Origin of the sequence: Nonomuraea fuscirosea (genome assembly GCF_003001935.1) — a bacterium.
Lineage (GTDB): Bacteria > Actinomycetota > Actinomycetes > Streptosporangiales > Streptosporangiaceae > Nonomuraea > Nonomuraea fuscirosea.
Map to the genome: position 1 here is coordinate 295,706 of NZ_PVNG01000010.1, position 25,266 is coordinate 320,971.

The following is a 25,266-nucleotide window of genomic DNA, read 5'->3' on the forward strand; positions in this document are numbered from 1 at the left end:
GTCGCGACAGGGCTGGACCGGGGATGAGGAGGTCGGGCGGGGTTGGGACGGGGTCGGACGGGCTCGGGCTGGGAGAGCAAGGGGAGGCCGGATGAGGAGGTCGGGGGAGTCCGGACGAGGAGGTCAGGATGGGGTTCGGGCAGGAGGTCGGGGCGGGGGGCGGGTGAAGGTGGGTGGGGGTGTTGGGGCATTCGGTCCGGGATCGTCCGGAGTTGCGAGGAGTGGTGGACGGGTGACTCGCCGCTGCCACAGGATCGGTGACCGCAGCCCTCTCCGCAGTGCTCACCAGCCACGTGAGTCAGACGGACGGGAGCGGATCGGGACGGTTCTCGGGCGGCCGTAAGTCTGGAGGTGGTGTTCGCGGTGCGGGGGCCGGCTGATGGAGATCAAGTGTCCTGGCGGTGGGTGACCGGGGTTCAGGGTGTTGTTGTGGTTCGTGAGGACGGTTCACGTGTTGTCCCGATTCCTAAGCACAGTCCGCGCAGTGGGTGGGGGTCTGGAGGGTGGGGACGAGTTGAGGGGGAGAGTGGATGAATCGTACTGAATCAGGATAAGTCAGCGATGGGGAGGTGTAGGGGGATGAACTGGGAGTATGGGGATGGGATCCATGCCGAACCATTATGGCGACTTGAGAAGCGGTGACGAGCCATGCTTCAGTGCCTACACTTCGCATCAAAACAGTTCAAACTGACTCGGCGGTTGACCGGGTCGACAGGATCGGGGACAGATGGAAGACCTCGCGGGTGAGGGAGGGAGGGGTCGGAGCAAGCGCCAGCGGTTGGCGGGGGAGTTGCGGCGGTTGCGTGACCTCGCCGGCATCTCCGGGCGGGATCTCGCTCACCGCATCGGCATCAGTCAGTCCAAGGTCTCGCGGATCGAGTCCGGCAGCGTGGTCCCCTCGTTGCCGGAGGTGACGGCGTGGAGTGAGGCGGTGGAGGCGCCGACCCCCACGCGGGAGTTTCTCGCCGACCTGACCCAGGCGGCCTTCACCGAGATGCACACCTGGCGGGCGGCCCTGCAGCGGCAGACGCATCTGCAGGACGAGATCCGCGAGCAGGAGGACCAGGCGCAGGTGGTGCGGGTGTATCAGCCGACGATCGTGCCCGGGTTGCTGCAGACCGCGGAGTACGCCCGCCGCGTCTTCTCGCTCTTCGACCCGCCCTACTCCGAGGGCGACCTGCCCATGGTGGTCGCGGCGCGGCTGCAACGCCAGCTCGCGCTGTACGACGAGAGCCGCACCTTCGAGTTCCTGATCACGGAGGCGGCGCTGCGGCTGCGGCCGGGTGCGCCCCGTCTCCTGCTGGCCCAACTGGACCGGGTCGCATCGCTGAGCACGCTGGAGAACGTCCGCATCGGGCTGATCCCGCAGGACGGCGAGGCGCTGGTCTGTCCTTCGCACGGATTCACGCTCTACGAAAGTGACGGCAGCGCGGGTGACAGTTTCGTGGAAGTTGAGGTTACGCACATGAGGTTGACCGTTCGCGACGCCGATGACATGGCGACGTACCATCGGCAATGGTCCGTGCTGACCGGGATGGCGATTTACGACGACGCGGCGCGGCAATTTCTCGCGAAACTGAGCGCCGATATTCGTGCCATGGCCCGATGACCCGCCATGCGCGCCCGTCCGGCCCCGGGGCCCGGCACTCCTGCGCCGGCTCCGGGGCCGGGGGAGGCGCCGCGGTCCGCGTGCCGCGGCGTCTCCCCTGGGAGCGGCCGTGCGTTACGTCAGGTCGAACTCCCCGGCGTAGACCCCGGAAAGGAACGCGTCCCACTCCGAGTTGCTGAAGTTGAGCGTCGGCCCGGTCGGATTCTTCGAGTCGCGGAGTCCGACCCAGTTGTCGCCGAAGGCGACCTCGACGCAGCCGCCGCCGTGGTCGCTGAAGGTGGCCTTGCGCCACGCGGCGCCCGTCGACTCATTCCGCTTGGCCTCGTTCATTTCGTTCTCCTTTTTCTTGGGGATGCCTTGTGCGTCCCTCTGGAATTAAGGATCGAATAGCGAGTCAGAGACCGGATAAGCGGGCTGATGCAAGGCCCGTCATAGGTCCTTCATAACAATTCCCGAGTGGAGGAAGTGGCCGTGAGATATCAACTGCTCAATGGGATGCAGGCATTCCGGGACGACCGGCCGGTTCACCTCGGGGAGCGGCAGCAGCGGCTGCTGCTGGCTCTGCTGCTGCTCGCCGAGGGCAAGCCGGTCACCATTGAGCAGGCCATCGACAAGATCTGGGGCGAGAAGCCGATCAGCAGCGCCCGCCATGTCCTGTCGCAGTACGCCAGCGACCTGCGTAGCCGGCTCGGCCGCACGCCCAAGGGAAAGCTCGTCCTGCCCACCCACACGACCGGCTACCTGGTGCTGGCCGAGCGGGACCAGGTCGACGCGCATCGCTTCCACGACTTGGTCGGCGAGGCGCGGGCACTGCTGCGCCAGGACGACGCGCGGGCCGTGGAGCTGCTGCGGGACGGCCTGAGGCAGTGGGGCGGCGACGGCCTGCGACCCGGTGAGCCGCTCAGCGGGCTGCCGGGCCCGGGCGCGGCCAACGCGCGGACCAGGCTGCTGGAGGAGCACCGCGCCGCGGTCGTCGAGTGCATGAAGGCCGAGCTGCGGCTCGGCCGCCACATCCAGGTGGTGCCCGAGATCCAGGACCTCGTCGAGACCTGGCCGCTGGACGAGGAGGCGACCTGGCTGCTGATGCTGGCGCTGCATCGCGTCGGCCGGTCGTCGGACGCCCTGGCCGCCTGCGACGAGCTGCGGCGCAGGCTGCGGGACGAGCTGGGGAGCGACCCCGGCGTCCGGATCAGGGACCTGCGGCAGCGGATCCTCCAGCAGGATCCCGGGCTCGAACCACCAGCCGATTCCACCGTCATCGATTCCTCAGGAGCGAACATGAGATCAGCCGCGGAGATCGGGAAGGACGCCGCCCGCCTCGTCGCCGAAGCCGTGACAGGCGGTGGGACCGCGCACCCCGAAGAGCAGGCCGGGGTGTCCTGGGCCGAGGCTTCCTGGGGCCGGCACTCCGTCCAGCTCGTGGAGATGATGCGCGTACGGTTCGCCGGGGACACGGCAGCGACGAGCGCGCTCGCCCAGGTCGAGGCCGATCCCGTCGACTCGGCGGCGCTCGCGACCCTGGAACGGGTGCTCGTCGCGCACCTCGGCCGCGACCGTGCCTTCCTGGAAGGCGTCGAGCGCCTGGTCCGGCGGCTGTCCCGGGCGAAGGACGGCTCGCCGTCGATCGTCGCCGACACGATCAAGAACGCCAGCGTCTACCACGCGCCCGTGCACTTCTCGGGCGACTTCACCATCTCCTGAACACGGCGGAGGCCGGAGCATGAGCCAGTCAGTCGATGATCCTCCGATCGAGGAGGCGGGCGACAAAGCGGCGGCGGGAAGTGCGGAGGCGGAGCAGCCGCCCCAGGCCCGCCAGGACAAGGAAGAAAAACCGCTGAGCGAGGAGGACGCCCTGCGGGCGCTCCACAGCAAGGGCGAGAGCGAGGACGAGGCCGAACGCGCGGAGGCGGCGAGGGCCGCCGCGATCGCGGCCAGCGTGATGGAACGGCTGAACGCCGACCCGTTCGGCATGCGGATCGGCACGGTGGCGCTGTTCAACGACGCGGTCAGCTTCGGCGGCGGGATGAACTTCGGCGACGGCGCACGCCGCACCGGACAGCCGACGGCGCGGATCAGCGAGCGGCGGATCGCCCGCTGGACCGTGGGTCATCTTCCGCTGCCCCGCTTCGACGAGGCCCTGCGGATCCTGGTCGAACGCCGGCTGCTGATCCTTGCCCTCCCGCCCGGCGGACGAAAGGCCACCGGGGTGAACCTGCTGGTCAAGGCGGTAAGGGGTCAGGCGGTCGCCGGCCAGATGGATGGGGAGCAGGCGGCCGGCGGGCAGGAGGCGGGCGGTGGTTGTCATGAGGTGCTGGACGCGTCCGTGCTGCGGGACGGGCAGTGGCGGCCGCCCGAGCAGGACAGCGGCTACCTCCTCGTCCTCGACGACACCACCCCCGGCCTCACCCCGCACCTGATCGACGAGCAGTGGATCGACGACCTGACGGCCTGCCTGAACGAGCACGGCAGCTACCTGGTCGTGCTGACAGGACCGCCGCGCGGGGCGCTGATGGAGGCCGAGCGTTCCGGGCAGGTGCTGACCACGCTGGGCGGGCTCGATCTGGTACGTCTCATCGAACGGCGCGTCCACGACCGCGAGCCGACGCCCGAGGAGTCGGCCGGCCTGCGGCTGCGGCTCATCGAGGCGGGCGCGCTTGAGCTCCTGCGCGAGGACACCCGCCCCCGCACCGCGCTGCACCTGGCCACCGTGATCCGCGAGCGGGCGGATCTGGCGGCCAGGGTCAAGGAGTTGCGCGATCCGACGGGCCGGGTCCATGACTGGTTCAGCCGTCATCGCACGCCCGAGGCCATGTGTTTCGCGCTGGCCGCCGCGGCGCTGGAGGACGCCACGTACCTGACGGTCTCGGACGCCGCCGCGCAGCTCTACGAGCTGCTCACGCCGGCCGCGGAGGCGCCGCCCGACCTGCGTTTCCGGGAGCGGATCGGCTCCGACCACCCGTGGATCGACGTCTCGGTGGAGCCGGGCGGGACACCCGGTGACGTGGCGCCGCGGGTCCGCTATCTCCATCCGCTCGTCCGGCAGGCGGTGCTCGGCTACGCCTGGACGTACCTGGACGGTCAGCGCTCGGCGTTCCTCGACTGGATCCGCCTGCTGGTCGCTCATCCGGACATCGGGGTACGGGCGCGGGCGTCGGTGGCCGCGGGCGTGATCGCCTGGAGCGACTACGACCATGCGCTGCACCGGTTCCTGCGGCCGTGGGCCAGGCACGGCTCCGTCGTGGTGCGCCAGAGCGCGGCGACGGCGCTCGACGTCGTGGGCGGTCATCCCGACCTGGCCGAGGCCGTGTGGCTGCTGCTCGAAGCCTGGGTGGCGGAGCAGGACACGGCCGCGCAGCGCAGGCAGGGGCTGACCGCCGCCGCGGTGCTCGGCGGCGGGCTGGGAGCGGCCCAGCCGCGTCGTGCGGTCAAGGCGCTGCACGTGCTGCTGGACGGTGAGGACTGGGGCACGCTGCTGCCGGCCGGGCTCGCGTTGTTCCGCCTGATGGAGCGCGGGAGGGTGACCGAGGTGCTGACGGCGCTGGTCGAGTGGTCGGCGCCCCGGGACGGGTCGCCGATGGTGACGAAGGCGCTGGCGGCCTTCGTCTACCTGGCCGCCCAACCGGCCATCCAGCCGTCCGTCCGAACGTCCGCCCAGACGGCCACGCAGCCGTCCGCCCAACGAGCGGGCGAGGCGGATGGCCGGAGCCGGTTCTCGTCGATGCCGCTGCTGCTGGCCGGCGCGGAGGAGCACCGGTCGCAGCTGATCGAGCTGTGGGCCCGTGCCCTGGACCGCAGGCCGGCGCAGCAGCCGGCGCTGGAGACGCTGCGCGCATACCTGGACGTGCACGCGGAGCGCGACGGGACCGCCTACCGCAACGTCCGCGACATCGTGCTCGCCGTGGCCGCCCGGTCGGGCCGGCACCGGGAGCGGCTGCAGTACCACCTCGACGACTGGGCCAGGGCCGCCGGGCGTCGCGATCATCCGGCCGCCCGGCTGCTCGCCGAGCTCGGCCGTTCCTCGTACGCGAACGGAAGGACCTGACATGGAGCTGTACACCTACAACCCGATCACGAAGAGCACCAACCTGTCCCCCCTGCTGCCCCGCATGCCCCTGCGCCCGCCCGCGCCGGGGACGGCGCTGGTCCTGGCTCCGCGCAAGGGCGACCTGGTGACGATCCGGCACGGCGAGTCCGTCCCCGACGCCTGGTACGGCACCTACCGGCAGGTCTACGCGGTCGACGTGACCGAGCACCGGCTGGTGCTGAGCATGCCGCTGCTCAGCCGGAATCCCGCCTTCGGCTTCCCGAGCCTGGTCCGGCTGAACTGCCGGGTCGCGGATCCGGCGGAGATCGTGCTGCGCGGCATCATGGACGTCAGCGGCGCCCTGTACCTGCCCGTACAGCGGATGCTCCGCCGGGTCTCGCGGGACTTCGACATCGGCGAGCTGCACCAGGCCGAGGACGCGCTCACCGAGTCGATGCGCACCTTCAGCGGCGACGCCGCGCTCCGGCTCCGCAACGTCACCGTCGAGGTGGTGGTCGACGGCAACGAGATCGTGGCGAGCGGGCGGGCGTACCGCGACATCGAGCGTGACACCCGGCTCATGGAGATGCGCAGGGAGCGGCATCTGCGCATGTTGCGCAAGGACGGCGCGGAAGGGCTGATCGCCGAGATCATGGAGCGCGAGGGCCCGCGGGCGGCGTACGACATGATCGCGAACGCGGAACGTGAGGAGCGGCAGGAGCTGCTGGTCGCCTGGCAGGCGGTGCTCAAGAACTCGGAGGCGGACCGGGAGCCGTGGGAGTCGCTGCAGGCCGAGCGCGCTCTGCGCGACCGGATGAACGGAGGCTCCTCGTCGCCGTTCGGCGGGATCCGCTCGACCCGGCTGCGCGGCACGCTCGCGCCGGCTCCGTCCCTGGAGGAGGAGTCCCGCGACGGCGGCGACGGCCGGCGCACCAGCCGGGTCCGCGGCCTGCGGCCGACGAAGATCGAGGACCCGGACAGGTGACGGAGATCAGGGTCAGGGGCGTCGCCGCCGGCGCTCCGGGCGCGGGGACGATCTGGCACTACCGCGACGAAGGGGTCATGGCCGTAGGGGTGTGGACGGAACGGCTCGACGGGCGGGGCGAGGACGCCGAGCCGCTCTTCGCCCACCGCGTTCCCGCGGCTGAGGGGATCGTGGGCGTCTTCGACGGGCTGGGCGGGTCGGGCGCGGGCGCGGCCTGCGAACTGCGCGACGGTACGCGGCGCAGCGGGGCCTGGGTGGGGGCGCGGCTGGTCAGATCCGGCGTGCTGTCCTGGTTCCTGGACGCGGCGGCGCGAACGACCTCCACGGACGGGACGGCGCTCTCGGATGGGACGGCGCTCGCGGACGGGGAGGCGCGGGAGGCGGCCGCAGCAGGGGCGAAGCCGACGGAGGCTCTGCGGACACGGCTGGTGGAGGTGCTGGCGGACGTGCCGGCGCCGCCGCGCAGCAAGATCGTGAGCCGGATGCGCCGGTGGCTGCCCACGACCATGGCCGCCGCGCACTACCGGCTCGGCGGGGAGCAGGCCGAGTGCCGGGTCCTCTGGGCGGGCGACTCGCGGGCGTACGCGCTGAGCCGCGGCGGCGGGCTGCAGGCGCTGACCAGGGATCACACGGACGAAACCGACAGCCTTCAGCAACTGGTGCAGGACCCGCCGATGACGAACGTGATCTGCGCCGACCAGGAGTTCACGATCGCGGAGCACGTGCTGCTGCTGCCGCTGCCGTGCGTCCTGGTCTGCGCGACCGACGGCTTCTTCGGCTACGTCGAGACCCCGGCCCATTTCGAGTGTCACCTGCTCAGCACGTTGCGGGCGGCGGCGGACGAGCGGGAGTGGGCGGAGCGGCTGGCCCGGCAGGTGTCGGGGTACACGGGCGACGACGCCTCGCTGAGCCTCGCGGCCCTGGGTTACGCGGGGTTCGCGGAGCTCAGGGAGAGCTTCGCCGCGCGCTCGCAGGAGATGGAGGCACGCTATCCGCTGGTCCGCGCGGCCGAGGACGGCGTGGACCGGGAGTGGCGGGCGCGTACCTGGGAGGACTACCGGCCCGGCTACGAGCGGCTCATGCCCGCGACCGCGGAGCCGGGATGAGGGCGGGCGACGTCATCAGGGGGTACCGCATCGTCACCGAGCCGACGAACAGCGGCGGCGGGCGATGCGTGTGGGCCTTCGCCGAACGCGACGGGCGGCCGTACTTCATCAAGCGGTTCCTGGACCCGAAACGGCCCAAGAGCGGGTCCGCGGCGAGTGTGCGGGCGCGGTTGCGGGCGTGCGAGGAGTTCGAACGGCGGCACCGGGCGATCATGAGCCGGCTGCGGCACGACGCGGTCGGCGCCGGCAACCTGGTCCTGGCCTGCGACTTCTTCCACCACGGCGCCTCCTACTACAAGGTGACCGAGCGGATCGACGCGGTCGGCACGCCGCGGCCCGGCTCGCTCACGGCGGCGGAGAAGGCGGTGCTGCTGCGCACCCTGGCGCTCAGCCTGGGGCTGCTGCACGCCATCGGACTGGTGCACGGCGACCTCAAGCCCGGCAACGTGCTGATCGTCAAGCGCGGGAAGGGCGCCTTCCACACGGCCAAGCTCATCGACTTCGACGACGCCTACGTGTCCGGCCGTCCCCCGGACCGCGAGGACATCGCCGGGGACCTGGTCTACGGGGCTCCCGAATGGCGCCGCTACGTGCGGGGGGACGAGGACGTGCGGCCGGAGTGGCTGACGACCGGGGCCGACGTCTTCGCCCTCGGCCTGCTCGCCCATCACTACCTGACCGGCGCGCTGCCGGGGTTCGGCGACCGGTTCGGGTCACCGGCCGACGCGGTGAACGCCGGGACGGCGCTGCGCCTCGACGACCGGCTGTGCGCGCCCATGAGAGACCTCCTGGGCGCGATGACGGCCAGGACGCCCGGCGCCCGGCCGGGCACGGCGGCGTTCCTGGAGGCGCTCAGGAACCCGGCGGTCTGCGAACTGCGCTCCCGGTACGTCACGTCACCGGGCTCACGAGTGCGAATCAGCATGCGAACAGAGGAGAACCAGCCATGACCTCCGGCGGCGAGTACCAGGGGAACCTGCGGTACGCGGTGGACATCGTGCTCTGCGTCGACGTGACCGAGAGCATGGCTCCGGTCCTCGACACGGTGAAGAAGAGCGCCCTGACCTTCCACGAGCGGTTGAGCCAGGTGATGGGCGGCAAGGGCAAGGAGATCAGCCGGCTCCGGCTCAAGGTCATCGCGTTCCGCGACTTCGGCGACTTCGCCGAGGACGCCATCGAGGAGACCGGCTTTCTGGTCTTCCCCGAGCAGGCGGACGAGTTCGACGGGTTCGTCCGGCGGTTGCGCGCGACCGGCGGCGGCGACGAGCCGGAGTCGGGCCTGGAGGCGCTGGCCCTGGCCATCGACTCGCCCTGGGAACGGGGGCTGGACCGGCGTCGGCACGTCATCGTGATGTTCACCGACGCGTCGGCGCATCCCCTGCGCACCCCGCAGGCCGTCTCCGCGCACACCTATCCCCAGCATCTCCCCCAGGACATGGACGGCCTGTTCGAGCAGTGGGGTTACGCCGGGAGCAGGACGGCCGTGATGGAGAACTCGGCCAAGCGCCTGGTGATCTTCGCGCCCGACGTCTATCCGTGGCGCGACATCACCGAGGAGTGGAACATGACGCTGCACTTCCCCTCCACCGCCGGGCAGGGGCTGGAGGAGCTGGAGCTGGACGAGATCATCGACACGATCGCGAACAGCCTGTGACCGTTCCCGGGCCGAACTGGCGGTGTGCGCTGTGCGACGTGTGGAACGCCTGCGCCGACGCCGCCTGCCAGGGCTGCGACACCCGCCGCGGCCCGGTCGTGACTTCCCAGCCCGACCTCTTCTTCGCCCCGCCGCCACGGGGGCCGGGACCTGGATCGAGGCCGGGATGGGGAGCGGGCGGGTTCGGGGGACCGGGGCCGTGGGTGACGGTCGTGGGCAGGACGCACGCGCCGTCGCCTCCGCCCCATCACGCCTTCCACCCGCCGCCACCACCTGCGCCGTGGGCTGCGCCACCACCTGGGCCGAGGCCCGCGCCTCCGCCGCCGGCCGCGTGGCCGGCCGGGTCGGCGCAGTCCGCCGGCACGGGCTGCTTTCTGACGCTCGTGGGCGTGGGGGTGCTCCTGCTGCTGCTGTACGTCATGGCGGTCCTCGTCAAGGCCGTGTCGATCAGCGGCACGACGTCGTACGACGGTCAGCGGGTGTCGACCGTGCCGTGCGCCTCGATCGACAGATCCTGCCAGTCGGACCAGGTCTTGAGCCGGGCCGCGTACGCCTGCTCGATCAGCGGCTGGAAGCCCTTGCCGAACAGCACCCGCACCGGCGGGTTGGCGGAGTCGACCAGCTTCAGCAGCGCCTGCGCCGCGGCGGCCGGGTCTCCCGCGGGCATCTTGCCCGCTATCGCGCCCAGCCGCTGACGGAGAGCGTCGTAGGCCGGGTCGGTGGTGGCCATGTGACCGTTCGCGAGAGGGTCGGGGTTGTTGCCGTCGCGGGTGGCGAAGCCGGCCGGTTCGATGATGGTCAGCTTGACGCCGAACTCGGCCACCTCGCCGGCGAGCGCCTCGTTCAGCCCCTCCAGGGCCCACTTGGAGGCGTGGTAGGCGCCGCCGAGCGGCATCGCGATGATCCCGGCCGCCGAGGACAACTGGACGATGTGCCCCGAGCGCTGCTCGCGCAGGTACGGCAGCGCGGCCTGAACCACCCACACCGCGCCGAACAGGTTGGTCTCGAGCTGGTCGCGCAGCTCCTGCTCGGTCAGCTCCTCGACCGCGCCGACCTGGGCGTAGCCGGCGTTGTTCACGATGACGTCGAGCCGGCCGAAGTGCTCCTTGGCCTGCTTCACGGTCTCGAAGACGGCGGCCCTGTCGGTGACGTCCAGCTCCAGGGGGAGGATCGCGTCGCCGTAGGTGTCGCTCAGCTCCTTGAGGGCGGCGGTGCTCCTGGCGGTGGCGGCGACCTTGTCACCGCGCGCCAGGGCCGCCTGGACGAAGTTGCGGCCCAGGCCGCGGGACGAGCCGGTGACGAACCAGACCTTCTGCATGATGTGCTCCTCTTTGCCGGTTGCTTCAACCCCCTGGACGAGACAGCCCCGCACGGATGTGAGCCGGCCTCGGTGTGACCTGCGACACCATGCCGCTTCTGTCCGGGAGGATGATGTAACAGTGGATGGCGTGACCCGTACGGAGGAGTTCCAAGAGCTGAGGCCGCTGCTGTTCGCGATCGCGTACCGGATCCTGGGCAGCGTGAGCGAGGCCGAGGACGCCGTACAGGAGGCGTGGCTGCGCTACGACGGCTCCGCGACCAGGGCCGAGTCGCCCAAGGCGTTCCTGTCGGCCACGGTGACCCGGATCTCGATCGACGTGCTGCGCTCGGCCCGCGTCCGGCGTGAGGCGTACGTCGGGCCGTGGTTCCCCGAGCCGCTGCTGACCGACCCGTACCAGGATCCGGAGCGGTCGGCGGAGCTGGCCGACTCGGTGTCGATGGCGGCGCTGATCCTGCTGGAGCGGCTCAGCCCGCTCGAACGGGCGGTCTTCGTGCTGCGCGAGGTGTTCGCGTTCAGCTACCGGGAGATCGCCGCCGCCGTGGAACGGTCGGAGGCCGCCTGCCGCCAGCTCGCGGTGAAGGCGCGCCGCCACATGGACGCGGGCCTGCCCCGCTTCGAGGCCGATCGCCGCTCGCGCGACCTGCTCGCCGCGCGGTTCTTCGGCGCGCTCAAGGAAGGGGACGTGGACGGGCTGCGGGAGTTGCTGGCCGCCGAGGTGCAGCTGGTCAACGACGGCGGCGGCAAGATCGGCAGTACGGTTCCGCTCTTCGGCGCGGACAAGGTCGCCCGGGTGCTGGCCGTCACCATCCCGCCGTTCGCGTGGATCGGCGCGGTGCTGGAGGCGCACGAGGTGAACGGCCAGCCGGGCGCGATCATCCGCGACCGCGACGGGCTGATCGTCATCGCCTGGGCGATCGAGATCGTGGACGGACACGTCCAGACCATCCGCTCGATCGTCAACCCCGACAAGCTCGGGCATCTCGGTCCAGTCGGCGACGCCGTCGCGGTCATCAACGAGAAGAAGCAGCTCCGCCGCGACCGGCAGACGCCGTGACCCCGGTGCCGAGGTCGGCGTAGGAGGTCGTGCGGCCCGGCGCCGAGGCCCGCGTGGGTGCCTGGTGACCTGGTGGGGACGTCAGCGCAGGAGGGCGCGGGTCTGGGCGAGGGCGTCCACCTGGGTGCGCCAGTCGCCGCCCGCGATGCCGATGACGGCGTGGCTCGCCCCCGCCTCCCGATACTCGGCCAGCCGCTCGGCCGCCTGCTCGGGCGAGCCGGTGAGGGGGATGTCGAGCACCTCGTCCAGCGGGCGGCCGTAGCCGCCGCTGATGCCGGCGGCGATCTCCTCCCGGGTGGGCAGGCCGTCACCGGCGCCCAGGGCCGACGTGCCGCCGATCGCGATGACCGGGGTACGGCGGCCGTGCCCGGATGCCAGCTCGGCCAGTCTGGCCCGGCCGGTGGCGACCTCTTCGGGGGAGATCAGGGACGGGAACCAGCCGTCGCCCAGGCGGGCCGCTCGCCGGATCGCCACCGACGACGCGTTCCCGACCCACACGGGCGGCGGCTCGACGGCCGGGGCCAGCTCGACCACCGGTCCGTGCTCAGGCGTGAGGTGGGTGGGCTTGCCTGTCAGGAGGTCGGGCAGGAGCTCCAGTGCGGCGTCCGTGCGGGGGCCGCGTTCTCCGTACGGGACGCCGGCCGCGGCCCACTGCTCAGGGCCGCCTCCCGAGCCGACGCCGAGGACGAGGCGGCCGGCGGAGACGTACTGGAGGGAGGCGATCTGCTTGGCGGCCCAGGCGAGCGGGCGGATGGCGGGGACGAACACGCTGGCGCCGATCGTGATCCGGGTGGTGGCCGCGGCGGCGGTGGCCAGGGCGACGGGCGCGTCCAGGGTCGGTCCGCCGACGGCGAGGTGGTCGCCGTGCCAGGCTCCGTCGAGTCCTGCCTGCTCCAGGTGTCTGGCGGCCTCCCACAGCGTGAGGCCGTCCCTGCGCTGCCCGCCGACTCCGGGCAGGATGACGCCGATCGCGAAATGTTGCATGGGCTCAACGATGCAACCTCAAGCCGGGTCGAGGTCAACGGCGAAATCCGGTGGCGATCGGGACGGCCGGAAGCCACGATCGTCCCTATGCCGAAACCCATGACACGTGAGCGGCCCGCCGTGCCGCAGGAACCGGGGATCCCGGTCCGGCCTCATCGATCCAGCTCCGATCCGCGTGATCGCGCGCCGATGCGGCGCGTTCCGGGGCAGGGGCAGTGAGCGGCTTCGCGGCTCGGCGGTTCGTCGGGGCCGATGACGTGGCACCGCTGGCGCGGGAGGTCTTCGGTCCGAGCCGGAGGCCGGTGACGGTCGAGCGGGTGCGCGGCGGCACCAGCAAGGGCGTCTACCGGCTGGCGGCGGACGATGGGCGCAGCGCGATCCTCTACGTGTGGAGCCAGGACGAGGACTTCTGGCGTACCCCCAGCGCCCCGAGCACGCCCGGCGTCGTCGGCGGTCAGGCCGGTCAAGGCGGTCAGGCCGGTCAGGGCGGTCAGGGCGGTCAGGGCGGGACGGTGGGTGAGCCGTCCGGGCTGGAGTTGTTCGAGGCGAGCCGGGCGCGGTTCGAAGGGCTCGGGGTGCGGGTGCCGCGCCTGCTCCTCGCCTCCCGCGCGGGCCAGTGGCTGCCCGCGGACGCCGCCGTCGTCGAGGACCTGCGCGGCGGCACCCTGGAGGCGCGGCTGCTGGCGGATCCCGAGGGTGCCGCGCCCCTGATGGATCGCCTGGCGGAGTCGCTGCGGCTGATGAGCGAGTGCCGGGCGCCCCGCCCCGGCCGGGTCGCCGAGATCGATCGCGGCCAGGCGGGGGAGAGCGACGGCGATGCCGCCATCGGCCGCGGAGGTGACGCCGAGGAGGTGCGTGACGGCGGCCCCGGCGGGGGGTCGTGTCCTGGGATCGTGTTGCGGTGGGCGTTGAAGGATCTGGGGGAGGCCGCCGGTCGGGTCGGGCGGATCGCGGCTGAGCGGGGCGCGTTCGAGGACGCTCTGCGTGGCCTGCACGCCGCCGTGCGCCCACGCGCCGGTCACGGGCTCATCCACGGTGAGCTCGGCCCGGATCACGTCCTGATCGACGATCGGGACGAGCCGGTGCTCATCGACATCGAGGGGGCGTCGTACTTCGACGTCGAGTGGGAGCACGTCTTCCTGAAGATCCGTTTCGGCGATCACTACGAGCGGCTGCGGGTGGACGGGCTGGACGAGCGGCGGCTGCGCTTCTACCGGCTGGCGCACCATATGTCGCTGGTGGCGGGGCCGTTGCGGCTGCTGGACGGTGACTTTCCCGACCGCGACTTCATGACGGGGATCGCGACGCAGCACACCGAGGCCGCGCTGAGCTTTCTGAACACTCTCAGGTAGGTCGAGAGCGGTCCCGTGTCCGGATGTGGACAGGGGCGGGCGGCAGGGGCAGCAGATCGCGCTGTCGGACCTGGAGGAGTCCAAGGAGAACAACGGCCTGTTCGAGCTGCGTTACGACGACGACCGGTACCTGCCGTTCGAGGGCACGAGCGCGGTCTCGCGGTGGCGTCTTGAGCTGTCCGCCGCCGGCGCGCCCGAGCTGCGGGACGTCGTCGTCACCGTCAAGTACACGGCCGAGCAGAGCGGCGAGCCGTTCGCCGACGCGGTCAGAGGGATGGCCAAGCCGTACCCGGCCGCCCGTTACGTGGACGTGGCGGCCGAGTTCCCCGACGAGTGGGCGGAGTTCGTCCAGGGCGAGGGTCGCTGCGGTTCGAGGGCGACAAGGCGGCGCTGACCGGCTTCGGGCTGGTCCTGACCTATAAGGCCCGCGGCCGATGCTCTTGCGCCCCCGCCTCACATCATTTAGGAACATTTCCTAAAAGGAGCTGATGCGGGTGCGCGCACTCTTAGCCGTCCTGACGCTCCTGCTGGCCGCCGCGTGCGGGCAGCAGGAGCCGGAGGAGCCGGTCAACGCCGAGGACGTGATGTTCGTGCAGATGATGGTCAAGCACCATCGGCAGGGCATCGAGATCGCTAAGACCGGCACGTCGCGCGCGACCACCTCGGAGCTGAAGACGCTGACCGCGGCGATCGAGAGCACCCAGCAGGACGAGGTCGAGATGATGCTGCGCTGGCTGCACTCCTGGCAGCAGCCGCTCACCCCGGCCTCGGAGGCGCACGACCACCACGGCGGGCAGCCGGAGACCGACGTCAAGCAGATCCAGGCGCTGAAGGCGTCGAAGAACTTCGAGTACGACCTGTGCAACCTGCTGATCGCGCACCAGGACGACGCCGTGCAGATGGCCGCCGGCGAGGTGGCGGACGGGGCGAACCCGGAGGTGCAGCGGTGGGCGGCCCAAGTGCAGGCGTCCCGCCGGGGGCAGATCGACCTGTTGATGGACCTGATCAAGAAGTGACCACCTGGGCTGATCCGCCCATATAGCCACAAACCTCAAGAAAACTCCGCTCCTCATAGACGCCAGCGCCGAGAAGTGATTAGATCACTTGATATGTCCGAGGTAGCGCGGCCTACGCTTTCCGACGCTCTCACCGAGCGCATGCTGGAGCTCATCCGTACAGGAGGGCACCGGCCCGGCGACAGGCTGCCTTCGACCAGGGAACTCTCCCAGCGCTTCGCCGTCACCACTCCTACCCTGCGCGAGGCGCTGCGCCGTCTTGAGGCCACCGGGGCCATCGAGATGCGGCACGGCTCCGGCATCTACGTCGGAGCCGCCATAGAACGGCTGGTCCTGCCCAACCCCAACATGCGCGAGATCCACGCGGTTCAGCTCCTTGAGCTGCTCGACGCGCGGATCGTGATCGAGCCCCCGCTGGCCGCCATGGCCGCCGAGCGCGCCGGCCAGGAGGAGCTGGCGCCGCTCAAGCAGGTGCTCGACGAGGCGGGCAGGCATCTGCGCGGCGAGGACGCCGAGCTGCACGACGCGAACATGACCTTCCACCGGGCCACGGCGCGGCTGGCGGGCAACAGCGTCCTGCACGAGGTCGTCGACTCGCTGCTCACCGTGCACGGCCCGGAGCAGCGCGAGATCCTGCAGATCTTCGACGACCGGCGCCGTGACTACGAGGAGCACGTGGCGATCCTCGCGGCCATCGAGGCGCGCGACGCCGCGCGGGCCGAAGAGCTCATGCGCAGCCACCTGGCGGACGTGAAGACGGTTATAGAGCACAGGATGCGATCCCCCCGATGAAAGCCCCCCGATGAGAACCAAGGAGGCCGGCCCATGTTCCGGTCACGTGTGGCCACGCTCGGCGTGGCGGCGCTCGTCCTGACCGCGTGCGGTGGCAACAGCGCCGAGGCGCCGCAGAAGAAGACCGAGCTGACGCTGTACAACGACAAGGGCGCGTGGACCAAGTACTTCGACGAGATGGGCGCGCTGTCCAAACAGCGGATCGGTCTCGGCATGAAGCCCACGGGCTACACCGACTCGGCCCAGTACCAGGCCTTCATCAAGGCGTCGTTCCGGACGAAGGTCAAGCCTGATCTGTTCACCTGGCAGACCGGGGGGATGCTGGCGGAGGTCGTCAAGCAGAAGCAGGTGGCCGAGACCACCGCCATCTGGCAGGAGGCCATCAAGGCCGGCGACCTGTCGCAGGACCTCCTGCCCTACTACACGGTCGGCGGCAAGCAGTACTGCGTGCCGATGAACGTCGCCTACTGGGGGATGTTCTACAACAAGAAGATCTTCGACAAGTACGGGCTCAAGCCGCCGCAGACCTGGGACGACCTGGTCGCCACCGCCGAGACGCTGAAGAAGAACGGCGTCAAGGCCTTCTACCACACCAGCGTGCTGTTCTCCTTCGTCTGGTTCGAGCAGCTCCTCGCCGGCACCGACCCCGACCTGTACGACCGCCTGTCCACCGGCAAGGCCAAGTACACCGACCCGGGCGTGGTCCAGGTGATGGAGCGGTGGAAGCAGCTCATCGACGCCGGCTACTTCATCAACCCGGGCGACAAGACCGACCCCGGCGACGTGCTGAAGAACGGCAAGGCCGCGATGGTCTCGTTCGGCTCCTGGTTCAACACCAGCATGACCACGCGGGACATGAAGGCGGGCACCGACTACGACTTCTTCGTCATCCCGAACGTGAACCCCGCGCTGCCCAAGACCTCGATGATCTTCGAGAGCGGCCCGCTGTGCTCGCTGACCAAGGCGGACGACCCCGACGCCAGCCAGAAGTACCTGAAGTGGTGGACGAGCGCGGAGGCCCAGGAGAAGTGGGCGACCAGCCGCGGCGACGTGAGCGCCAACCCGAAGGTGACGATCGGCGACAAGGCGCTCGGCACGGTCACCAAGGACGCGGGCGGCGGCAAGTACCGCCTGGTCAACCGCTACTTCGAAGCCACGCCGCCGCCCGTGCTGACCGCCGCCCTGGACGGTTTCAGCAAGTTCGTCACCGAGCCGGACAGCTACAAGGAGGTCCTGGAGACGATCCAGAAGGCCGCCGACGAGTACTGGAGCACCCACCAGTGAGCGGGGGAACGCCTCACGGGATGAGGCCATGAGAAACACCGCTCCCATGTTCGGCCGGTTCAGGTACGGATACGTCGCGCCCGCGGTCCTGCTGGTCGCCGGGCTGCTCTACGCGCCGTTCGTGTGGACGGCCTACCTGAGCCTGACCCGCTACGACGGCCTCGAACCGCCGGCGTTCGTCGGGCTGGCCAACTTCGCCAAGCTGTTCCAGGACGAGGCGCTGCTCACCTCCACCCGCAACACGCTCATCTGGGTGATCGGCACCATGGTGCTGCCGGTCGGGCTCGGGCTGCTGGTCGCGGTGCTGTCGTACGACATCAAGGGCGGCGCGTGGTACCGGGTGCCGTTCATGCTGCCGTACGCGCTGAGCGGCGCCGGCCTCGCCATGGTGTGGAGCCCGATCCTGTCCCACGACGGCATCGCCAACCTGCTGCTCGGCGTGGACACCGCCTTCCTCCAGGACGCGCCCGCGAACACGTTCGCCATGCTCGCGGTCTGGACCTGGCAGCAACTCGGGGTGAACACGCTGCTGTTCGTCGTCGGGCTGCAGTCCATCCCCAAGGAGCCGATCGAGGCCGCGCGCCTCGACGGGGCCGCGGGATGGCGGCTGTTCCGGCACGTGATCTGGCCGCTCATGCGGCCGCTGACGGCGGTCGTGGTCGGGCTCGCGCTGGTGGCCGGGCTGAAGACGTTCGACATCGTGTGGGTGCTGACGCAGGGCGGTCCAGGACGCAACTCCGAGACGCTCGCGGTGACCATGTACAAGGAGACGTTCGTGGCCAGCGACTACGGCTACGGCTCGGCGGTGGCCGTGATGCTGACCGTCGTCACCGGGCTGGCGTCCTACCTCTACCTCAAGAGGCAGGTGACGGCCACATGATCAGGCGTGCCGTGCTCGTCGTGCTCGGGCTGGTCTGGCTCGGGCCGACGTACCTGCTGCTCGTCAACGCCTCCCGGCCGGCGAGCTCGTACGATCCCGGCAGCGCCTGGATCCCCTCCGGCGACTTCGCCCTGTTCGACAACTTCGCGCAGGCGCTGGAGGGCGCCGACCTGTCGCAGAGCCTGGCCAGCACCGCGCTCTACAGCGTCGTGTCGCCGCTGCTCGGCGTGGTCATCGGGGCGCTGGCCGGTTACGTGATCGTGGTGCTGCGGCTGCGCGGCGGGTTCTGGTGGTTCCTGCTGATCTTCGGCGGCACCGTGTTCCCCTCGCAGATGCTGCTCGTGCCGCTGTTCGTCGGCTACAGCGACGCCGGCCTGTACGACAGCCGCCTCGGCCTGATCCTCGTCTACACGGCGATCAACGTGCCGCTGGCCGCGTTCGTGCTGCGCAACTTCTACTCCGGCGTCGCCTTCTCGATCTTCGAGGCGGCGCGGATGGACGGCGCGTCCACGTGGCGCATCTTCTGGCGCATCTACCTGCCGATCTCGTTCACGGCGCTGACGGCCGTGTTCATCCTGGAGTTCACCTTCATCTGGAACGACCTCATCTTCGGCCTGACCCTCAGCCAGACCGAGGAGGTGCGGCCGGTGATGACCGCCATCGCGGGCCTGATGACCGACGTGTACGCGGGCACCCCGGTCCCCGTCGGCCTGGCCGCCGGGCTGGTGGTCTCGCTGCCGACCGTCGTGCTGTTCCTCGCCACCCAGCGCCTCTTCGCCAGGGGCCTGTCACTAGGGAGTGTTCAATGACCAGCCGGTTGCTGCAGCGCAGCCTGGGAAGCCCCGACTACGACGGGATCAGGCAGGCGCTGCGCGACGACACCTCCACGCCCGTCATCAGCGTGCGCGGCCTGGAGGTGCGGGTCGCGGTGCTGCCGCTGTTCACCCACGACGGCCGCCAGGCCGTGCGCGTCTCCAGCACCGAGCCGCTGACGCACGTGCTCGTGGGCGTGGACAGCGGCTCGGGCAAGGACGTCACGCTGCTGGTGCCCGAGGTCGACGCGCCGCGCGAGCTGACCCTGGAGTGCCGCGACGACGCCGGGGTCGTCGGCACCGCGCGGATCACGGTGACGCCGCAGCGCAAGTGGAGCGTGTTCGTGGTGCACCACTCGCACCTGGACATCGGCTACACCGACCCGCAGGGCACGGTGCTGCGCCACCACCTCGACTACCTCGACTCGGCGCTGCGGCTGGCCGAGGAGACCGCGTCCTGGCCGGACGACGCCAAGTTCCGGTGGACGGTCGAGTCGTCGATGCCGGCGCTGAAGTGGCTCGACGCCCGGCCCAAGGAGATGGTCGACTCCTTCGCCGAGCTGGCCAGGGCGGGCCTGATCGAGGTGACCGCGCTGCCGTTCCAGCTGCACACCGAGGCGTGCTCGACCGAGGAGCTGCACCGCCAGCTGCGCTTCATCGCCCAGCTGGAGCAGCGGCACGGCTTCACCACCAAGTCGGCCATGCACACCGACGTGCCGGGGGCGGTCGTCGGCCTGGTGGACGCGCTCAGCCAGGCGGGCGTGCGCTACCTGGCCGCCGCGCACAACTGGGCCGGGCGCTCGGTGCCCTACCTGCACGGCGGCGACAAGCTCACCCGGCCGTTCCGGTGGCGGGCGCCGAGCGGCAACGAGATCATCGTGTGGTTCACCGACACGCCGCACGGGATGGCGTACATGGAGGGCAACACGGTCGGGCTGACCGACTCCTACGAGCTGGCCGACGACCTGCTGCCGCGCTACCTGTCCGCCCTGTCCACGCGGGGTTACCCGTACGGGCCCGGGACGTTCGGCTGGCAGGGGCCCGACGCGCCGAAGGAGCCGTACGAGCTGGACGTGCTGCACCTGCGGGTGCAGGGCGCGCACGCCGACAACGCGGGCCCGTCGATCGTGCCCGCCTCGATCGCGCGCCGGTGGAACGAGCAGTGGGCCTTCCCGCGCCTGCGCTCGGCGGTGAACAGCGACTTCTTCGAGCACGTCGAGGAGCACTACCACGACCGGCTCTCCGTGCACGAGGGCGACTGGACCGACTGGTGGGCCGACGGGCTCGGCTCGGGGGCGCGCCCGCTCGGGTACGTCCGCCGCGCCCAGTCGGCCCTGCGCGTGGCCGAGACGCTGCACACGCTGGCCGGCGTGGACGCGACCGAGCAGATCGACGCCGCCTACGACAAGGTGGCCCTGTTCAACGAGCACACCTGGGGCGCGGCCAACCCGTGGGAGGACGCCGAGGAGGGCGGCGACTCAGGCGGCCTGCAGTGGACGCGCAAGTCCTCCGGCGCCTACTCCGCCCAGGACGACGCGAGCGACCTGCTGCACGCCGCGACCCGCAGGTTCGCCGCGGCGCTGTCGGAGCGCGGCACCGAGGGCGGCGCGCTGGCCTCCTTCGCCGTCTTCAACCCGGCCACCTGGGCCCGCACCGACGTCGTGCGCGCGTTCCTGCCGCGCGACGTGGTGGGCGCGGACGTGCCGATCGCGCTGGTCGACTCGCGGACCGGTCAGACGCTGCCGCACCACGAGGAGCTGGTGGACCCGGCGGACTGGCCGACCAGGCCGATCGGCCGGCACGTGCACGCGGTCGTGCCGGACATCCCCGGCTACGGCTACGCCCGCATCGACGTGGTCCCCGGTCAGGCGCAGGCGCCCGAGCCGGTCGAGCTCGACCTGGACGGCGTGATCGAGAACGAGTTCTACCGCGTCGCGTACGACGTGCGCGAGGGCTACCTCTGCTCGATCTTCGACAAGCGCGCGGGCCGGGAGTTGATCAACGGCGAGGCCGCGGCCGGCTTCGGCCAGTACGTCTACGACCAGTACGCCACCGCCCCGCACTTCAACCACCTGTCCGGACACGTCGGCGCGCACGACCGCACCCTGCTCGGCGACCGCGCCATCGGCAGGAACGCCACCGTCAAGGAGGTCAGGCGCACGGCCGTGGGCGAGAAGCTGGTCGTGGAGCTGCAGGGCAAGGGCGTCGACTGGATCCGCACCACGATCGAGCTGCACAACGGCGTGCCCAGGCTCGACCTGACCTACCAGCTCGCCAAGCAGGGCACCCCGGCCAAGGAGGCGGTCTTCCTGGCCTTCCCGTTCGCCGCGGGCAAGGCCACCGCCTGGGAGCTGACCGGCGGCGTCGGCGGCCCCGACGTGGCGCGGGTGCCCGGCTCGGCCGAGTACATGCTGCCGATCAGGCACTGGATCGCCTTCGAGGACCCAGGGCTGAGCATCGCGTGGGCCACGCTGGAGGCGCCGCTGGTGCAGCTCGGCACCATCCACATGCCGTACGCGCCGTTCCCGCCGACCCTCGACGAGGAGGACGGCACGGTCTACTCGTGGGCGCTGAACAACATCTGGGACACCAACTTCCCGACGCAGCAGCAGGGCGAGACCACCTTCCGCTACGCGGTGACCTCCAGCACCGAGGCGACCGGCGTCCGGCTCGGTGCCGCGGCCGCGGCCGGGCTGTGCGAGCCGTTCGTCGGCGTGCTGGTCACCGACAGCCCGGACGTCTCGGAGACGTACGCGTCCGTCGACCATCCCGACGTGCTGATCACCTCGCTCGGCCACGACGGCGTCGTCCGGTTGCAGTCGCTGGCCGCCGAGCCGGTGCGGGCGACGGTGACGATGCCGGGATTCGAGCCGGCCGAGGCGAGCCTGCCCGCCTACGGGGTGGCCGTGGTCAGGGGGACGCGTCAGTGAAGATCGTCGACATCAGGGCCACGACGGTCGCGGTCCCGCTGGAGGCGCCGCTGCGGCACAGCAACGGCGCCCACTGGGGCCGGTTCGTCCGCACGATCGTCGAGGTCGAGGCCGACAACGGGCTGATCGGGCTGGGGGAGATGGGCGGCGGGGGCGAGAGCGCCGAGGCGGCGTTCAGCGCGCTGCTGCCGTACCTGAAGGACCACGACCCGTTCCAGCTCGAAGCGCTGCGCTTCAAGATCGCCAACCCGACGGCGTCGCTCTACAACAACCGGACCCAGCTGCTGGCCGCGATCGAGTTCGCCTGCCTGGACCTGATCGGCCAGCACCTCGGCGTTCCGGTGCACGACCTGCTCGGCGGGCGCGTGCGCGACCGGGTGCCGTTCGCCTCCTACCTGTTCTTCCGGTACGCGGCCGAAGGGCATCCCGAGATCCGCACCCCCGACCAGCTCGTCGCGCACACGGCGGCGCTCAAGGCGGCGCACGGGTTCACCGTGCACAAGCTGAAGGGCGGCGTGTTCCCGCCGGACTACGAGCTGGAGTGCTACCGCGCCCTGGCCGAGGCGTTCCCGGGGGACCGGCTCAGGTACGACCCCAACGCCGTGCTGTCGGTGGCCGAGGGCCTGCGCTTCGGCAAGGCCATCGAGCACCTCGACAACGACTACCTGGAGGACCCCGTCTGGGGGCTCGAAGGGCTGCGGATCGTGCGCGAGCAGGTCAAGGTGCCGCTGGCGACCAACACGGTGGTGGTCAACTTCGAACAGCTGGCCTCCAACGTGCTGCGCAGGGGCGCCGACGTGGTGCTGCTGGACACCACGTTCTGGGGCGGCATCAGGCCGTGCGTGAAGGCGGCCGGGGTGTGCGAGACGTTCCAGCTCGGGGTGGCCGTGCACTCGTCGGGCGAGCTGGGCATCCAGCTCGCGACCATGCTGCACCTGGGCGCGGTGCTGCCCAACCTCACCTACTCGGCCGACGCGCACTACCACCAGCTCAGGGACGACGTGATCGAGGGAGGCAAGATGGCGTACTCGGAGGGCGCCATCTCCGTCCCCTCGGGTCCCGGGCTGGGCGTGCGGCTGGACAAGGAGCGGGTGGCGCGGTACGCGGAGCTCTACCGGGAGCAGGGCGGTTACCCGTACGACCGCGATCCGGGGCGTCCCGGCTGGTACGCCACGGTGCCCAACGAGCGCTTCGCGGACCCGACGCGCGATATCGCACCATAATGGGTTGAATGTCTGAAGATTCGAAGCAGGCCCTGGCCGACAACCTCGTCACCACCAGCCACACGCTGCCCTCCGGCCAGTCGTACACCGCGACGACCGGGACCATGGTGCTGCGCGAAGAGGTGGTCGCCGACGGCAAGTTCGAGGGGCTGCGGCCCAAGGCCGAGGTGTTCGTCACCGCGTACACGCTGGACGGGGCCGAGCCGCTGAGCCGGCCGGTCACGTTCGCGTTCAACGGCGGGCCCGGCTCGTCCAGCGTGTGGCTGCACCTGGGCGTGCTCGGGCCTCGCCGGGTCGTCATGGGGGACGCGGGGGCGCTACTGCCGCCCCCGTACGGGCTGGTGGACAACGAGGAGAGCCTGCTCCAGGTGAGCGACCTCGTCTTCATCGACCCGGTCTCCACCGGCTACTCGCGGGTGGCCGAAGGGGAGAAGACCGAGCCCTACCACGGGTTCGCCGGCGACCTGGAGTCCGTCGGCGAGGTGATCAGGCTGTGGACGACCAGGAACGGGCGGTGGATGTCGCCGAAGTTCCTGGCCGGCGAGTCGTACGGGACCGTGCGGGCCGCCGGTCTGGCCGACCACCTGCAGTCGCGCTACGGCATGTACTTCAACGGCGTCATCCTCATCTCGTCCGTGCTCGACTACATCACGGGCGAGTTCAACGACGGCAACGACCTGGCCTACGCCCTCTACCTGCCGACGTACGCGGCCATCGCGCACCACCACGGCCTGCACGGCGACCGGCCGCTGGCCGAGGTGCTGCGCGAGGCCGAGGAGTACGCCTCGGGCGACTACCTGTGGGCGCTCACCCGGGGCAACCGGCTCAGCGCCGAGGAACGCGCCGCGGCGGTCACCAGGGTCGCCTCGCTGGCCGGGCTCAGCGAGGACTACGTCGACCGGGTCAACCTGCGCATCGAGCACATCAGGTACTTCACCGAGGTGCTGCGCCCGCGTCGCCAGGTCGTCGGCCGGCTCGACGGCCGCTTCACCGGGTGGGACCCCGACTCCGGCCGCGAGCACTTCACCGCCGACCCCAGCATGGACGCCATCATGGGGCCCTACAGCGCCGCGCTCAACCACTACCTGCGCACGGAGCTGGGCTACGCCAACGACCTGCCGTACGAGATCCTCACCTCACGCGTGCAGCCGTGGTCGTACAAGGAGTTCGAGAACGCGCACGTGCAGGTCGCCTCCAAGCTCGGAGCCGCGATGCGGGCCAACCCGCACCTGCGGGTGCACGTGGCCTGCGGTTACCACGACGGCGCGACGCCGTACTTCGCCGCCGAGCACACCTTCGCCCACCTGCCCGTGCCCGCCGAGCTGGCCGCCCGGATCGAGTTCAGGTACTACGAGGCCGGCCACATGATGTACGTCCACGAGCCCAGCAGGCTGGCCCAGTCAGCGCACCTGGCGGCCTTCGTGCTCGGCGAGCAGGCGTGAGGCCCGGCCCAGCCGCTGCTTGAGGTTGGCGCGCAGGGCGGCGAAACGGTCGGCGTTGTCACGGATGACGGCGCGCTGCAGCTCGGCGTCGGCCGCGTACCAGGCGGCGACCAGGCCCGCGGACCACTTGCAGGTCGTGTCCGCGGTCGCGACCAGCTTCTCGTCCTCGGTCACGGCCGGCTTGTCGAGGTCCCAGCGGCCGTCGGCGATGGCCGCCTCGGGAGCCGGATAGGTGTGCCCGGCCTGGCTCATGCAGGACTGCCAGCGCCGGACCGCCGCCGTCACCGACGGATGCTTGGCGGCCTGCTCCAGCGTGAGCGAGTCCTGCAGCGCCAGCCACGGCCAGTCCGCCTTGCGCGCGCCTTTGTCCAGGGTGAGCGTGGCGCGGTCCAGGCAGCCGCGGTTCGCGGCGGTGCCGTACAGGCGGTGGCGGGTCCGCTTGGGCAGCTTGCCGGCCCAGGCGGCGGTGGTGTCGGGAGAGGGCGGCCTGGCCAGGTGGTAGCCGTGGCTCCTGGCGGCCGCGATGTCGGTGACGCCGTAACGGCGTGAGTTGCCGGGATCGATCGCCGCGATGGCGGCCGGGTCCTCGGCGGGCGGCGCGACGGTGACGCCCTGCTTGCGCATGCATCGCGCGACGAGTGCGTTGTGGGCGTTGCCCAGCACGGCCCGCTGCTCGGGAGTGGTCTTGTAGGCGTCGAACGGCAGCACCAGCTGCGACACCGAGGTGACGCCCCGCGCGGGCGCCGGTGCGGCGGGCTCGTCGGCGCGGCAGGCCGCGGTGGCCGTCACGAGCAGCAG

Annotated in this window: 22 protein-coding genes; 18 read left to right on the forward strand and 4 right to left on the reverse strand. The window is 70.9% G+C overall.

The annotated features are described in order from the left end of the window. Positions 1-727 precede the first annotated feature (727 nt). Entirely contained in the window at positions 728-1,609 is an 882-nt protein-coding gene (locus B0I32_RS24355; RefSeq protein WP_106243390.1) for a helix-turn-helix domain-containing protein, read from the forward strand. Positions 1,610-1,723: 114 nt separating this feature from the next. Here the strand turns inward: B0I32_RS24355 and B0I32_RS24360 are convergent, their stop codons facing one another. After that, entirely contained in the window at positions 1,724-1,939 is a 216-nt protein-coding gene (locus tag B0I32_RS24360; RefSeq protein ID WP_106243393.1) for a DUF397 domain-containing protein, read from the reverse strand. A 141-nt stretch (positions 1,940-2,080) separates the two neighbouring features. On the opposite strand from B0I32_RS24360, the gene B0I32_RS24365 reads away from it, so the two are divergent. From B0I32_RS24365 to B0I32_RS24390, 6 genes are read left to right on the forward strand one after another with little or no spacing between them, the layout of a single operon-like run. Next, positions 2,081-3,310, forward strand: a complete 1,230-nt coding sequence (locus tag B0I32_RS24365) for an AfsR/SARP family transcriptional regulator (RefSeq protein ID WP_146178301.1) — start codon at positions 2,081-2,083, stop codon at positions 3,308-3,310. Between the two features lie 19 nt (positions 3,311-3,329). After that, positions 3,330-5,651, forward strand: a complete 2,322-nt coding sequence (locus tag B0I32_RS24370) for a hypothetical protein (protein WP_106243398.1) — start codon at positions 3,330-3,332, stop codon at positions 5,649-5,651. Between the two features lies 1 nt (position 5,652). Next, a complete protein-coding gene (locus tag B0I32_RS24375; protein WP_106243401.1) occupies positions 5,653-6,618 on the forward strand; it encodes a hypothetical protein in 966 nt (321 codons plus the stop codon). Next, positions 6,615-7,724: a serine/threonine protein phosphatase gene (locus B0I32_RS57840; RefSeq protein ID WP_181307714.1), complete on the forward strand. Its 1,110-nt coding sequence runs from the start codon at positions 6,615-6,617 to the stop codon at positions 7,722-7,724. The genes B0I32_RS24375 and B0I32_RS57840 overlap by 4 nt, the downstream gene beginning before the upstream one ends. Further along, positions 7,721-8,674 (forward strand): protein kinase domain-containing protein, encoded by a 954-nt coding sequence (locus B0I32_RS24385; protein WP_106243403.1) that lies wholly within the window; start codon positions 7,721-7,723, stop codon positions 8,672-8,674. Before B0I32_RS57840 ends, B0I32_RS24385 begins: the two co-directional genes overlap by 4 nt. Then, positions 8,671-9,378 (forward strand): vWA domain-containing protein, encoded by a 708-nt coding sequence (locus B0I32_RS24390; protein ID WP_106243406.1) that lies wholly within the window; start codon positions 8,671-8,673, stop codon positions 9,376-9,378. The genes B0I32_RS24385 and B0I32_RS24390 overlap by 4 nt, the downstream gene beginning before the upstream one ends. 472 nt (positions 9,379-9,850) lie before the next feature. On the opposite strand, the gene B0I32_RS24400 is transcribed toward B0I32_RS24390, so the two are convergent. After that, positions 9,851-10,696, reverse strand: a complete 846-nt coding sequence (locus B0I32_RS24400; protein WP_106243408.1) for an SDR family NAD(P)-dependent oxidoreductase — start codon at positions 10,694-10,696, stop codon at positions 9,851-9,853. A 130-nt stretch (positions 10,697-10,826) separates the two neighbouring features. Here B0I32_RS24400 and B0I32_RS24405 point away from each other — a divergent pair, with 130 nt between their 5' ends. Continuing rightward, positions 10,827-11,753: an RNA polymerase sigma-70 factor gene (locus tag B0I32_RS24405; RefSeq protein ID WP_106243411.1), complete on the forward strand. Its 927-nt coding sequence runs from the start codon at positions 10,827-10,829 to the stop codon at positions 11,751-11,753. An 81-nt stretch (positions 11,754-11,834) separates the two neighbouring features. Here the strand turns inward: B0I32_RS24405 and B0I32_RS24410 are convergent, their stop codons facing one another. Continuing rightward, the gene (locus tag B0I32_RS24410; RefSeq protein ID WP_106243413.1) at positions 11,835-12,737 is read right to left on the reverse strand and encodes an LLM class flavin-dependent oxidoreductase; all 903 of its coding nucleotides are present in this window, start codon (positions 12,735-12,737) and stop codon (positions 11,835-11,837) included. A gap of 215 nt (positions 12,738-12,952) precedes the next feature. Here B0I32_RS24410 and B0I32_RS24415 point away from each other — a divergent pair, with 215 nt between their 5' ends. The 10 genes from B0I32_RS24415 to B0I32_RS24460 all read left to right on the forward strand — a co-directional run bounded on the left by B0I32_RS24415 (position 12,953) and on the right by B0I32_RS24460 (position 24,468). Continuing rightward, positions 12,953-14,089 carry a phosphotransferase gene (locus tag B0I32_RS24415; protein ID WP_106243416.1) on the forward strand — a complete coding sequence of 379 codons (1,137 nt, stop codon included), beginning with the start codon at positions 12,953-12,955 and terminating at the stop codon, positions 14,087-14,089. Positions 14,090-14,114: 25 nt separating this feature from the next. After that, on the forward strand, positions 14,115-14,483 hold the full coding sequence (locus B0I32_RS24420) for a Tc toxin subunit A-related protein (RefSeq protein WP_106243418.1): 369 nt from the start codon (positions 14,115-14,117) through the stop codon (positions 14,481-14,483). A gap of 100 nt (positions 14,484-14,583) precedes the next feature. Continuing rightward, positions 14,584-15,105, forward strand: coding sequence for a DUF305 domain-containing protein (locus B0I32_RS24425; protein ID WP_181307715.1), 522 nt, complete (start codon positions 14,584-14,586; stop codon positions 15,103-15,105). Between the two features lie 93 nt (positions 15,106-15,198). Then, a complete protein-coding gene (locus B0I32_RS24430; protein ID WP_106243423.1) occupies positions 15,199-15,897 on the forward strand; it encodes a FadR/GntR family transcriptional regulator in 699 nt (232 codons plus the stop codon). 33 nt (positions 15,898-15,930) lie between these two features. Beyond that, positions 15,931-17,181, forward strand: a complete 1,251-nt coding sequence (locus B0I32_RS24435; RefSeq protein ID WP_106243425.1) for an ABC transporter substrate-binding protein — start codon at positions 15,931-15,933, stop codon at positions 17,179-17,181. A 28-nt stretch (positions 17,182-17,209) separates the two neighbouring features. Beyond that, positions 17,210-18,061: a carbohydrate ABC transporter permease gene (locus tag B0I32_RS24440; RefSeq protein ID WP_245956001.1), complete on the forward strand. Its 852-nt coding sequence runs from the start codon at positions 17,210-17,212 to the stop codon at positions 18,059-18,061. Next, positions 18,058-18,870, forward strand: a complete 813-nt coding sequence (locus tag B0I32_RS24445) for a carbohydrate ABC transporter permease (protein WP_106243430.1) — start codon at positions 18,058-18,060, stop codon at positions 18,868-18,870. The genes B0I32_RS24440 and B0I32_RS24445 overlap by 4 nt, the downstream gene beginning before the upstream one ends. Continuing rightward, complete coding sequence (locus B0I32_RS24450) at positions 18,867-21,803, forward strand: glycoside hydrolase family 38 N-terminal domain-containing protein (RefSeq protein WP_106243431.1); 2,937 nt, start codon at positions 18,867-18,869, stop codon at positions 21,801-21,803. Before B0I32_RS24445 ends, B0I32_RS24450 begins: the two co-directional genes overlap by 4 nt. Continuing rightward, positions 21,800-23,026 (forward strand): enolase C-terminal domain-like protein, encoded by a 1,227-nt coding sequence (locus B0I32_RS24455; RefSeq protein ID WP_106243433.1) that lies wholly within the window; start codon positions 21,800-21,802, stop codon positions 23,024-23,026. Before B0I32_RS24450 ends, B0I32_RS24455 begins: the two co-directional genes overlap by 4 nt. Positions 23,027-23,034: 8 nt before the next feature. Beyond that, positions 23,035-24,468, forward strand: coding sequence for a S10 family peptidase (locus B0I32_RS24460; protein ID WP_106243435.1), 1,434 nt, complete (start codon positions 23,035-23,037; stop codon positions 24,466-24,468). On the opposite strand, the gene B0I32_RS24465 is transcribed toward B0I32_RS24460, so the two are convergent. Then, positions 24,427-25,257 carry a hypothetical protein gene (locus B0I32_RS24465; protein ID WP_106243438.1) on the reverse strand — a complete coding sequence of 277 codons (831 nt, stop codon included), beginning with the start codon at positions 25,255-25,257 and terminating at the stop codon, positions 24,427-24,429. The two genes, B0I32_RS24460 and B0I32_RS24465, sit on opposite strands and share 42 nt — an antisense overlap. Positions 25,258-25,266: the final 9 nt, after the last annotated feature.